The following is an 11142-nucleotide window of genomic DNA, read 5'->3' on the forward strand; positions in this document are numbered from 1 at the left end:
GATCCAACTGAATTCATTGAATCTGGAATGAAAATAGTTAAGGAGTGAAAATTATGAAAAAAATATATGCATTATGTTTGGTAATGGCATGTGTTTTCTCTTTTGTTCAACCGGTTTTTGCACAAGAAAATCTAGTTCAAATAGAACCAAGAGCAGATATTATTGGTTGGAAGTATAAAACAATGGACGGAAAATTATACAAACGGTTGTATAACTATACAAAAGAACAATGGATTGGAGATTGGATTTTAGTAGGAAATGCAAATTAATACGCTTAAATTGTGATTGCCTAGGGGAAAATTAATGGAAGGATTCGTTTCACCAAAGGGATACAATCTTTGCAATAGAAAGTAAGAATAGAATGAAAAGAAAGATGCACCAAACACAAATTGATGGTTTATGCGATTGATTGGCCCCGGGAGCTATTCTTTCTTCTTTTATGGTGGTTTATACAGAATCATCTGGTTATTCATGATTGTTTATCAAAATTTATTTAACGGAAGAAAGTTTCTTCCGTTTTTAAATATAGGATGCAATTATTTTTTTTATTGCTTCTGCTTCTTTTCGATCGTCTTTATATTGATCTGTACCAACTTGTGTTTTTTCTTTAGAAACATAAATAGCACAAATTGTTCCATCTTTCATTATTATTTTTAATCCTACAAATAAATAAGGCTCAGAAAAAATACCGGTAGGTAAAGGACCATTTGGGACTAGAGCCAGAAAAGGTTCTTGTTTTCCTCTTTTGCTTGCTTTCTCATTCAAAATCCATATTTTATCAATATCACAAAGATTATAAGTACCTGTTGTACCATCCAATATTGTAAAAGTATCTGAATCAAATGAAACACTTCGAAATGATTTCATGTTTGTCTCCTTTCTTTTGTTATTTTCATTATAATTTATATTAACATCAATAGCAATAAAAAATAATAATACAAAATAATATGTTATGCTTGCAATATAAAAAGAAATTGCTATAATACATATACATTATCAAGAGATGAAGTAGAGGGTTAGCTCAGTGACTTCACACCAACCTGTCAACAAAAACAGTGGACAAGGTGGTTCAACTAACATAGATAAGAAGACATATTTCAAGTTACGTGCTTCTTATCGCACGTTTTTTTTATTGTAAGGAGGTTATAAACGTGAAAGATTTTATTTTTACCAGTGAAAGTATCACAGAAGGACATCCAGATAAAGTCTGTGATAAAATTGCGGATTCTATTTTAGATGAAGCATTAAGACAAGATTCAGAAAGTAAAATGGCAGTGGAAGCGACTATTAAAGATGATTTTGTATTAATTTATGGAGAAGCCAATACAAAAGCGCATATTGATTATGAAAAAATTGCCAAAGATACTATTCGAAAAATTGGATATACAGAAGATTATACGGTTTTTGTAAAAGTGAATAAACAATCTTCAGAAATCAATAGTGCTGTTACAAATCAGGAAAATGATGAAGTAGGAGCAGGGGATCAAGGGATTATGTTTGGCTATGCTTGTGATGAAACCAAAGAATTATTACCAGCCCCTATTTATTATGCCCATCAATTGGCTTTACAATTAACACGTGTTCGAAAAGCAGGCAATCCATTTATTAAACCCGATGGAAAAACACAAGTATCGGTTGAATATAAAGACAACAAAGTGAAACGAATTGATACCATTGTTGTTTCTACTCAACATTCTGCTTCTATTTCCCAATCGGATTTAAAAACACTAATTATGGAAGAAGTCATTTCTCCTGTTATCGATCCATCTTTAATTGATGAAAACACAAAATTTCTGATCAATCCATCTGGAAGCTTTGTGGTAGGAGGTTCCTTTGGGGATTCTGGAACAACAGGAAGAAAAATTGTTTGCGATACATATGGAGGCATGGGACGCATTGGAGGTGGATGTTTCTCTTCAAAAGATCCATCAAAAGTCGATCGAAGCGCTGCGTATTATTGTCGTTATGTCGCAAAAAATGTAGTTGCCAATGGTTTAGCTTCTCGTTGTGAAGTACAAGCCGCTTATGCTATTGGTAAAAGCCATCCTGTTTCTTTATGTGTCGATACATTTGGAACGGGTAAACAAAGTGATGAAGAATTATTAGAAATCATTAAACGTAATTTTAATTTTGAAGTCGGAAATATCATTCGTGAATTGGATTTAAAGAAACCAATTTATGAAAAAACATCTTGTTACGGACACTTTGGTGATCCTCAATTCAGCTGGGAAAAAATTAAAGAAATGAAGTAAATCATTTGTTTTAAAATCGGAATTCAACTATACTAACTATATGATTTGGTTAGGTATTTGGATTCCTTTTTTAGGAACAGCACTAGGCGCAGCCTGTGTTTATTTTTTGAAAAATTGCACCCAGAATATGACAAGATGCATGAGCGGAATTGCCAGTGGAGTCATGGTAGCAGCTTCGATTTGGAGCTTGATTTTACCAGCTATTGAAGAATCCTCTCATTTAGGAACGTTCAGTTTTGTTCCGGCATTGGTGGGGTTATGGCTTGGAGTGGCTTTATTATTGCTGCTAGATCATGTCATTCCGCATATGCATGTCAATAACGAAGAAGAAGGACCCAAAAGTCATTTATCCAAGACGACAAAACTCATTTTGGCTGTGACTTTACACAACGTACCAGAAGGAATGGCTGTAGGTGTTGTATTTGCGGGTGTATTATCACAACAAGTGGAATTGTCTTTCTTTGGGGCTTTTGCACTGGCTATTGGAATTGCGATACAAAACTTTCCAGAAGGGGCTATTTTATCGCTTCCATTAAAAAGTCAGGGAATGACTAAACACAAAGCTTTTGTGTTAGGGGCTTTATCTGGAATTGTAGAACCATTGGCTAGTATTGTTACTATTTTATTTTCAAAATGGATACTTGTTTGTTTACCTTATTTTTTAAGCTTTGCGGCTGGGGCTATGCTCTATGTCGTTGTTGAAGAATTGGTACCGGAAATGTCACAAGGAAATCATTCTAACTGGCCAACGATTTGTTTTATGATAGGTTTTGCATTGATGATGGTGTTAGATATTACATTGGGATAAAAGTAGAATTTGAGATTCTACTTTTTGTTTGGAGACGATTATGAAAAATACAGATTTATTAAAAGGAAGCATATGGAAATCTATTTTCTATTTTTCCATTCCCTTATTAATTGGAAACTTGTTTCAACAACTTTATAATACCGTAGACTCTTATGTAGTAGGAAACTATATATCTTCTCATGCTTTAGCTGCTGTAGGTCAATCCACTTCCATAATTAATATGTTAGTGGGACTATTTATGGGCTTATCCACAGGAGCTGGCGTGATTATCAGTCAATATTATGGAAGTGAAAGCTATCAAGAATGCAAAGATGCGATTCATACTTCTTTGGCTTTTACCTTTATTTTATGTATTGTATTTACCATTGCTGGAATATCCATGGCAAAACCCATTCTACATATGATTGGCTCACCCCAGGAAGTATTACCCTTAGCGACTTCTTATCTACAAATCTATTTTGCTGGTATTTCTTTTATGTTGATTTATAATATGGCTTCTGGCATATTAAGAGCTTTAGGCGATTCTAAAAAACCATTAATTTATTTGATGATATCTAGTATTGTAAATATTATTTTTGATTTAATATTTGTACTTGTCTTTCACTGGGGCGTACAAGGCGTTGCCATTGCCACTACACTGGCACAATTTGTATCTGCACTTCTTGTTTTATTTCAATTAACACATACAAAAGAAATATATCAAGTAAAAATCAAAGAAATTCGTCTTCATAAAAATATGCTTTCTCGTATTATATCTATTGGCTTTCCTGCTGCCATTCAAAATAGTATTGTTTCTTTTTCCAATGTACTGGTACAATCCTATATTTCAAAATTTGGAGCCAGTGCCATAGCTGGATATAGTACAACTGTAAAATTAGATGGCTTTCTTCAACTTCCTATTCAAAGCTTTTCTATGGCTGTTACGACTTTTGTTGGACAAAACTATGGTGCTCATCAATTTGAACGCATTAAAAAAGGATTCAGAATTACATTATCGATGTGTACAACCATTATTTTTATAGGATCCATGCTTCTATATTTCAATAGCCAATGGCTGATTGGACTCTTTACCAATGATACACAAGCCATTCAAGCTGGTATGACCATGATATCGGTTTTTGCCTTCGGCTATATCTTTTTACCAGTTTGCCATATTAGTGCTGGTGCACTTAGAGGTATAGGACAATCTAAAATACCTATGTATTCCATGATATTTTGTTTCGTGATTTTACGACAACTTTATTTATATATTGCGACTCGTTTCCATCCTCAATTGGTGACTGTTTTCTTAGGATGGCCACTTACATGGGTTTTAAATGCCATTATAATGATTATTTTTTACAGAAAGTGCACAAAACAGTTAATTTACGCTTTTTCGAAATAGAATATGTTATAATGTTTAATACGAAAAGGAATTGATAAAATGGATACAACTTTAATTATTATGGCCGCTGGAATTGGTTCACGATTCGGTGGTGGCATCAAACAATTAACCGAAATGGGAAAACACAAAGAATTGATTATTGATTATTCCATCTATGATGCGATGGAAGCTGGATTCAATAAAGTCGTTTTCATCATTCGAAAAGACATTGAAAAAGAATTTAAAGAAAAAATTGGGAATCGTATTGAACAATATATCAACGTTGAATACGTATACCAAAGTTTAGAAGATATCCCTAAAGGATTTACGGTACCAGAAGGACGAACAAAGCCATGGGGAACTGGACAAGCTATTTTATGTTGTAAAGATGTTGTGAAAGAACCTTTTGTGATCATTAATGCCGATGATTATTATGGAAAAGAAGCTTTTGTGAAACTACATGATTTCTTAGTTTCCAATGAAGCAAAATCCGATTACTATAACATGGCAATGGCTGGTTTCATTTTAAAAAACACATTAAGTAAAAACGGAAGTGTGACTCGTGGAATTTGTATTGTGGATGACAAAGAATATTTAGCAGATATTTATGAAACAAGAGGCATTCAACAAGTTAATGACAAAATTGTATGTGATAATGCATATGTACAAGAATGGATTACATTGGACCATAAAGCCAGCATGAATATGTGGGCAGGGTATCCAGACTTCATTGAATATCTAGACAAAGGATTTAAAGAATTTTTAAGTCATTTATCGGATTTTAATCCAAAAACAAAAGAATATCTATTACCAGAAATTGTGGGTCAATTGTTAAAAGAAAACAAAACAAAGGTTAAAGTATTGGAAACACAAGACAACTGGTTTGGAATTACATATCTAGAAGATAAAGAACGTGTTCAAAATGAATTTGCGCAATTAATTGAACAAGGCATTTATCCAGAAAAATTATGGAAATAAAGGCATGATTGCCTTTTTTATTTGACCATTTTTTTATATCGATGTATAGTTATAACACAATTTAAAAAAGGACAAAGATTCTAGGGGTGCTCTTAGAGCTGAGAAGATGAATCCATCTAACTCTTTTTACCTGATCTGGACAATACCAGCGTAGGGAAGCAATTCTTTGTAGAAAATAGAGATTTTACTATTTTTGTTTGTACAGGATGCTTTCTTATGAAGAAAGGATCCTTTTTTATTTTGTTTGAAGGAGGAAGGATATGGAAAAAGAATGTTGCAGCGGATGTAATCGTAAAGATTTGCCATGGCAAGGAACGGGTACAGATTTACCAATTTCTGGTTGTCGCTTTACGTTATATCCCATGAGCGATGATTTTATTGATCTGATTATTGGGTCTTTAAATCAAACCAATACCAGTGCTATATGGAGCCAGACAGATGCACTTTCTACAGTTTATCGCGGAAAATTAGAATATGTAGTGGATGCGCTAAAGGCATTATTTATCAATGCGTATCGAAAAGATGTTCATATGGCATTAGAGGGACAATTCTCAAAAGGATGTCCAGGGGATATTGAAGGCGATAGTTTTTTATCTTTTGAAGGAAAAGCACCGAATCAAGAATATATTAAAGATAAACATTTTCATGTGAATTGTAAAATTGCGTTATACCCACTAGGAAATGAAAACTATATCGATCAAATTGCTCATGTCTGGTATATGGCACAGGAAGCAGGTTTAAATCCACAAACCATTCACTATGCCACTCGAATTGATGGCGATGTACAAGATATTTTTGATTTTTTAGAAAAAATTTGTCAAACCATGGAACAAGAAGTCAGTCATTATGTATTACATTTTACAATGAATTGTAACAGTCCAACAAAAGAATGAGAGGAAGAAAAATGAAATTAAAAGATGTATTATTAATCGCTATTTGCGGTGTATTATTTGGCGTTGTTTATTTAGGATGTACCTATGCTGGAGGCTTTTTATATGGTTTATTAACACCACTTGGAATGGGATCTCTAGGCTATGAACCCTTTTATGGCATTTACTTTATGGCAGGTGCCTTTGGAATTTATGTTATGAGAAAACCAGGTTGTGGTATTTTAGCTGAAGTCTTAGCAGCTGTCATTGAATGTTTATTGGGAAATTATTTTGGACCGATTATTATTTTATCTGGAATCGTACAGGGGTTAGGATTTGAATTGGTTATTGCATTAAAAGGTTATAAAAAATATGACAGGAAAACAATGATAGAAGCAGCTATTGTTTGTTCCATTGTTACACTTGGATACAATCTAGTTATTAGTGGATACAACCAGATTGCCGTTTATATTTTATTGATTATGCTGGGTGTTCGAATTATCAGTGCTATTGTTTTTGATGGAATTTTAACACCAATGTTAGCCAATAACTTAACAAAAGCTGGTTTATTAAAAGGATATGCACTTTCTCAAAAGGAAATAAAATAATGTCAAATGCGATTTCCATTCAAGATGTAACTTTTCGATATGAAAAAGACAATGTGATTAATCATTTAAGTTGTGACATACAAGAAAACACAATCACATTGATTATGGGAAAAAGTGGATGTGGAAAAAGTACATTGGCTTATGTGTTGGCTTCTTTATATCCAGAAAATGGAGGAAAATTAGAAAGTGGAGACATATTCTTATTTGGACAATCTATTAAAGAAATGAATCCCATTCAAAGAGTACAAAACATTTCTTTGATGTTTCAAAATCCTAATCTTCAATTTTGTATGGATACACTTGAAAATGAATTATATTTTTGTTTAGAAAATATGCAAGTGCCAAAAGAAGAAATGGATGAAAGAATACAGGAATGTGTTCAACAAATGAAAATTGAACACTTACTTCATCGTGATTTACATACATTATCAGGGGGAGAAAAACAAAAAGCCATGTTGGCTTGTATATTTATCTTAAAAAGTCGTTGTATAATTTTAGATGAAAGCTTTGCCAATATTGATATAGAATATGCCAAAGAAATCATTGAATTACTTGTGAAACTAAAAAAACAAGGACATACAATTTTAGTGATTGATCATAAAGCCGATTTATGGATGGATGTTGTGGATGAAATTATGATTTGTTCTAATGGAAAAATACTTCAAAGAGGAATTGAATTAAATAACATTGAACAATATAAAGAATTGTTTATAAAAGAAGGTTTGTGTTATCCTTTTGAAAAGAAAAAACAAATTAAAATAAATCCATCAAATGAAATTATCTTGTCATTAAAAAATGTAAATATAACACAAGAACAATCTATTTTATTAAAAAATGGAAATGCGACTTTTTATAAAGGACAAATGAGTGCCATTATTGGAAAAAGCGGATGCGGAAAAACCACTACTTTTTTATCAATTTTAAAACAACATCCTTTTACAGGAAATATCGAATTCAATCATACTTCAATCAAAAAAATGAAGAAAAAAGAATTATATCAAAATATTGGAATGGTTTTTCAAAATCCAGAGAACCAGTTTTTAAGTCAAAATGTAAAAGAAGAAATCAAAAAAAGCTTAGAAATCTGGCATAAAACAGAAAATATAGATTCTTTATTAAAAGACTATGGACTTGAAAAATATATTTCTTTTTCTCCATATATGTTAAGTCAAGGCCAGCAAAGACGCTTAGCTGTTTTATCGGTTTTATGTACGGGACAAAAAGTATTGTTGCTGGATGAACCGACATATGGACAAGATGATCATAGTACAAAAGTTATAATGGAACAGTTACAGAAAAAAATAAAAGAAGAAGGATTAAGTGTGATTTTTATTACGCATGATATTTCTTTGGCGTATACATGGGCCAATCGCATTTATAAATTTGAAAATCAGACACTGAAGTACATTGAAAGAGAGAGTGAACTATGAAATTGATTGACAACTGGAATCCCAGTATAAAAATGATTTCGATTTTTATTTGTGTTTTTATACTGGCTTTTCAATACAATATTCAACTCAATTTATTTGTATTCTGCACTTCAATTTTGTCTTTGATTTTCTTTTCAAATGCCAAAATTAAAACGATCATCAAATTATTAATTCCAGCCAGTATTGCGGCTTTTGGTTTATTTATGATGGGAATGCTTCATGCTAAGGGAAATGACATTACACAGATACAAGATACGACGCTTCCTTTTATTTTACAAATGGCTATGAATCAAAACATTCAAACGGGTTTACAATTAGCTACTCGATTACTAGCTTTTGCGGGCTTAGGTATTTTGTTTTCGTTATCCACGGATGGAAATACATTTATTCAAAGTCTAATTCATCAATGCCATTTATCGCCTGTTTATGCCTATGGCATATTGGCAGCTTTTCATCTATTTCCAGATATGGCAAAAGAATATCACAATGTGAAACTGGCTTATGAAATAAAAGGACTCCATCCACATGCACTATCTTTCAATGTATTATTTACGATGTTGGTTAATAGTATTCGATGGTCGGAAAGTGTAGCGATGGCTATGGAATCCAAAGGATTTAGTGGAAAAGAAAAAAGAACGTATCATAGTATTCCAAAAGTAACACTTCTAGATATCGTTCTTTCAATTTGTATGATTTCAAGCATGTTTTTATTTTTTTAGCGAGATTTTCTCGCTTTTCTTTTTCAAATCATTTCCAATATAAATCCAGCGCGCAAAGAATTCACGCGTAATATGTTTGATTCTATGTTCTGGATAATAAATACCTGAATAGTCTTTAAAATATTTTCTACAAATGGCACAGGCTCTTTTAATATGGGTTTGCGAAGAAATAACTAATACCGATGCATCTTTTATTAATTCATGACTATATTCAAAATTTTCAAATGTATTTTTTGATTTTGTTTCTAAAATATAAGGAATAGCCATTCTATCTTGAATATACTTATTCATTTCTATACTTTCAATATAATGATTTCGATTGGCACCACCTGTTATAACCATTGTCTTATAGTATCCTTTTTGATAGGCTTGCATGGCTAATTCACATCGCTTAATTTGAGAAGTACATAGGCTTCCATCTTTTCGATTGGGACACCCTAATACAATGGCATAGTCATAGACTTTTTTTCTTCTGGGAATGGGTGGAAAATAAAGAAAATATAAAATAAGGATTCCAGCCAAAATGAAACTAATCACGATCATAAAGAATCACCTGATCTTCTATTTGTGAAAATGTAGTATACAATGCTTTGGATTTTCTTTCGATTTCTTGTAAGAAAGGTGGTAAATCCTTAAATTTTGTATAAATATTTTTATCTTTTTTTTCTTTTAAAAGAGCTTGACCGACTTTGTCAAATCCCAATACACGACAACCAGAAAAAGAAGAAGGCATGTCTTCTTTTTTGATTTGAAGAAGAATCATTATACATGTTCTTTGAATACGAGCTTTTGTATATGTTTTAGAAACACAGGTATTTAAAAATTCATTCCATGATTTATATTGACTTGCTTGAATCAATCGATATTCAATGCCTTCATTGACTAAATGAAATTGAGCCAAATCTTCTGGTTTACTCATTTGAAGAATCAATCGCAAATACGGATAATAATGATTCCAGTTTTGTTCTAAATGAAAATATTGTTGAAAGTCTTGTTGTTCTTTATAGGCATCTATTCTTGTCTGTGTTGCACTTTTAAAGGTTTCATTTCTTTGAATGGAAACAGGATTTATTTTATATTCTTTACAATATCGAATATATTGAAATCCCAAAATGTCATTAGGACATAAATTTAAATCCTGATTTTGATTAATATTAAATCTAGGATTGATTTTATTTTTTAAAACAATAGATTCCAGATAACTTATATTATTGGTTTCCGATCCAAAACAAAGAGTATCTATGTCTAAACAAGACAAAGATTGAATGGCATATTTGGCAAAATAATCAGCACTTTGACACGCAAAACAAGCTGGTAATTCCAAAACAAGGTTTGCACCGTATTCGAGAGCTAATTTCGTTTTGTCATAGCGGGATAAAAAGCTTGGTAAGCCTCTTTGTGAATAAAAAGAAGAAACAATGACAACTAAGCAATCGCATTGTGTAATTTCTTTGGTTTTTTGTATATGATATATATGACCTTGATGAAAAGGATTATATTCAGCAATAATTCCCGTTGTTTTCATGGTATTATAGTATCATAAAAAGGAGAAATTCGTATGGATTGTAAAAAAAATCAAATACAGCTGACCTTGATTTTTTCAATGTTTTTATTTGTTTTACAAATATATCAAATGGGTTTTATTACGATTTCGATGTATTCCAATTTTTTTACGATAATACAATATTTATTTGATATCATTATATTAGTTAGCACTATTTTAAATGTGATTTGTATTTGTCAATTGCTGCTGGCAATTCTTCATATAGAAAAAGAAAAATCAATAAAAGCTTCCATTATTTTATTAATGATTAGTTTTTTATTATTTTTTGTTTCAGTTTTACTAAGAATTGGACTCTTTTTTTAGAAGAATTCAATCCAATTCATATTGACTTTAAGATTTGATTTGTTTATAATATTCAATGCGACATGAGGTGAGGATCGTGAAATTTACTAAAAAAGATTTTCTAAACGCACAAAATCATACAATAAAAATTGATGAATGGATTGCGATTGAAGAAAACGATCTCCTTCATCATACTCAAGTCAAGTCCATACCAGAGGTACACGTTACTGGTACTTTACAGTTTGATGGATCCACATTGGTATTCAGTG

The 11142-nt window shown here is 31.7% G+C and carries 13 protein-coding genes and 2 riboswitches; of the genes, 10 read left to right on the top strand and 3 right to left on the bottom strand.

The features are described from left to right. The first annotated feature begins 53 nt into the window (after positions 1 to 53). Complete coding sequence (locus ACI32A_RS04310) at positions 54 to 269, top strand: hypothetical protein (RefSeq protein WP_439753798.1); 216 nt, start codon at positions 54 to 56, stop codon at positions 267 to 269. Positions 270 to 519: 250 nt separating this feature from the next. Here the strand turns inward: ACI32A_RS04310 and ACI32A_RS04315 are convergent, their stop codons facing one another. Then, on the bottom strand, positions 520 to 867 hold the full coding sequence (locus ACI32A_RS04315; RefSeq protein ID WP_439753799.1) for a hypothetical protein: 348 nt from the start codon (positions 865 to 867) through the stop codon (positions 520 to 522). 121 nt (positions 868 to 988) lie between these two features. Beyond that, positions 989 to 1115: riboswitch (SAM-I-IV-variant riboswitch) on the top strand. Positions 1116 to 1151: 36 nt separating this feature from the next. Between ACI32A_RS04315 and metK the strand changes: the two genes are divergently transcribed. From metK to ACI32A_RS04355, 8 genes are all read left to right on the top strand, one after another. Next, entirely contained in the window at positions 1152 to 2252 is a 1101-nt protein-coding gene (gene metK, locus ACI32A_RS04320; RefSeq protein ID WP_439753800.1) for a methionine adenosyltransferase, read from the top strand. Between the two features lie 40 nt (positions 2253 to 2292). Beyond that, positions 2293 to 3060 (top strand): ZIP family metal transporter, encoded by a 768-nt coding sequence (locus ACI32A_RS04325; protein WP_439753801.1) that lies wholly within the window; start codon positions 2293 to 2295, stop codon positions 3058 to 3060. 40 nt (positions 3061 to 3100) lie between these two features. Further along, positions 3101 to 4444: an MATE family efflux transporter gene (locus ACI32A_RS04330; protein WP_439753802.1), complete on the top strand. Its 1344-nt coding sequence runs from the start codon at positions 3101 to 3103 to the stop codon at positions 4442 to 4444. A 39-nt stretch (positions 4445 to 4483) separates the two neighbouring features. Further along, positions 4484 to 5401, top strand: coding sequence for a nucleotidyltransferase family protein (locus tag ACI32A_RS04335; protein ID WP_439753803.1), 918 nt, complete (start codon positions 4484 to 4486; stop codon positions 5399 to 5401). Between the two features lie 72 nt (positions 5402 to 5473). Next, a riboswitch (TPP riboswitch) is annotated at positions 5474 to 5575 on the top strand. 86 nt (positions 5576 to 5661) lie between these two features. Continuing rightward, entirely contained in the window at positions 5662 to 6294 is a 633-nt protein-coding gene (locus tag ACI32A_RS04340) for a YkoF family thiamine/hydroxymethylpyrimidine-binding protein (protein WP_439753804.1), read from the top strand. Between the two features lie 11 nt (positions 6295 to 6305). After that, complete coding sequence (locus tag ACI32A_RS04345) at positions 6306 to 6878, top strand: ECF transporter S component (RefSeq protein WP_439753805.1); 573 nt, start codon at positions 6306 to 6308, stop codon at positions 6876 to 6878. Further along, positions 6878 to 8308 carry an ABC transporter ATP-binding protein gene (locus tag ACI32A_RS04350; protein WP_439753806.1) on the top strand — a complete coding sequence of 477 codons (1431 nt, stop codon included), beginning with the start codon at positions 6878 to 6880 and terminating at the stop codon, positions 8306 to 8308. The genes ACI32A_RS04345 and ACI32A_RS04350 overlap by 1 nt, the downstream gene beginning before the upstream one ends. Further along, positions 8305 to 9027, top strand: coding sequence for an energy-coupling factor transporter transmembrane component T family protein (locus tag ACI32A_RS04355; protein WP_439753807.1), 723 nt, complete (start codon positions 8305 to 8307; stop codon positions 9025 to 9027). Before ACI32A_RS04350 ends, ACI32A_RS04355 begins: the two co-directional genes overlap by 4 nt. Here ACI32A_RS04355 and ACI32A_RS04360 read toward each other — a convergent pair. After that, the gene (locus tag ACI32A_RS04360; protein ID WP_439753808.1) at positions 9016 to 9570 is read right to left on the bottom strand and encodes a YdcF family protein; all 555 of its coding nucleotides are present in this window, start codon (positions 9568 to 9570) and stop codon (positions 9016 to 9018) included. The genes ACI32A_RS04355 and ACI32A_RS04360 overlap by 12 nt on opposite strands. Next, positions 9557 to 10552, bottom strand: a complete 996-nt coding sequence (locus ACI32A_RS04365) for a nucleotidyltransferase family protein (protein ID WP_439753809.1) — start codon at positions 10550 to 10552, stop codon at positions 9557 to 9559. Before ACI32A_RS04365 ends, ACI32A_RS04360 begins: the two co-directional genes overlap by 14 nt. A 33-nt stretch (positions 10553 to 10585) precedes the next feature. Between ACI32A_RS04365 and ACI32A_RS04370 the strand changes: the two genes are divergently transcribed. Then, complete coding sequence (locus ACI32A_RS04370; RefSeq protein ID WP_439753810.1) at positions 10586 to 10894, top strand: hypothetical protein; 309 nt, start codon at positions 10586 to 10588, stop codon at positions 10892 to 10894. Positions 10895 to 11142 lie beyond the last annotated feature (248 nt).

The organism is Floccifex sp., assembly GCF_051873555.1.
Lineage (GTDB): Bacteria > Bacillota_I > Bacilli_A > Erysipelotrichales > Erysipelotrichaceae > Floccifex.

Bases quoted from the DNA above. Each gene is read 5' to 3' on its own strand.
- ACI32A_RS04360 (WP_439753808.1), bottom strand. From the start codon at position 9,570: ATGATCGTGATTAGTTTCATTTTGGCTGGAATCCTTATTTTATATTTT.
- ACI32A_RS04365 (WP_439753809.1), bottom strand. From the start codon at position 10,552: ATGAAAACAACGGGAATTATTGCTGAATATAATCCTTTTCATCAAGGT.
- ACI32A_RS04310 (WP_439753798.1), top strand. From the start codon at position 54: ATGAAAAAAATATATGCATTATGTTTGGTAATGGCATGTGTTTTCTCT.
- ACI32A_RS04340 (WP_439753804.1), top strand. From the start codon at position 5,662: ATGGAAAAAGAATGTTGCAGCGGATGTAATCGTAAAGATTTGCCATGG.
- ACI32A_RS04350 (WP_439753806.1), top strand. From the start codon at position 6,878: ATGTCAAATGCGATTTCCATTCAAGATGTAACTTTTCGATATGAAAAA.
- ACI32A_RS04330 (WP_439753802.1), top strand. From the start codon at position 3,101: ATGAAAAATACAGATTTATTAAAAGGAAGCATATGGAAATCTATTTTC.
- ACI32A_RS04370 (WP_439753810.1), top strand. From the start codon at position 10,586: ATGGATTGTAAAAAAAATCAAATACAGCTGACCTTGATTTTTTCAATG.
- ACI32A_RS04325 (WP_439753801.1), top strand. From the start codon at position 2,293: ATGATTTGGTTAGGTATTTGGATTCCTTTTTTAGGAACAGCACTAGGC.
- ACI32A_RS04315 (WP_439753799.1), bottom strand. From the start codon at position 867: ATGAAATCATTTCGAAGTGTTTCATTTGATTCAGATACTTTTACAATA.
- ACI32A_RS04335 (WP_439753803.1), top strand. From the start codon at position 4,484: ATGGATACAACTTTAATTATTATGGCCGCTGGAATTGGTTCACGATTC.
- ACI32A_RS04355 (WP_439753807.1), top strand. From the start codon at position 8,305: ATGAAATTGATTGACAACTGGAATCCCAGTATAAAAATGATTTCGATT.
- ACI32A_RS04345 (WP_439753805.1), top strand. From the start codon at position 6,306: ATGAAATTAAAAGATGTATTATTAATCGCTATTTGCGGTGTATTATTT.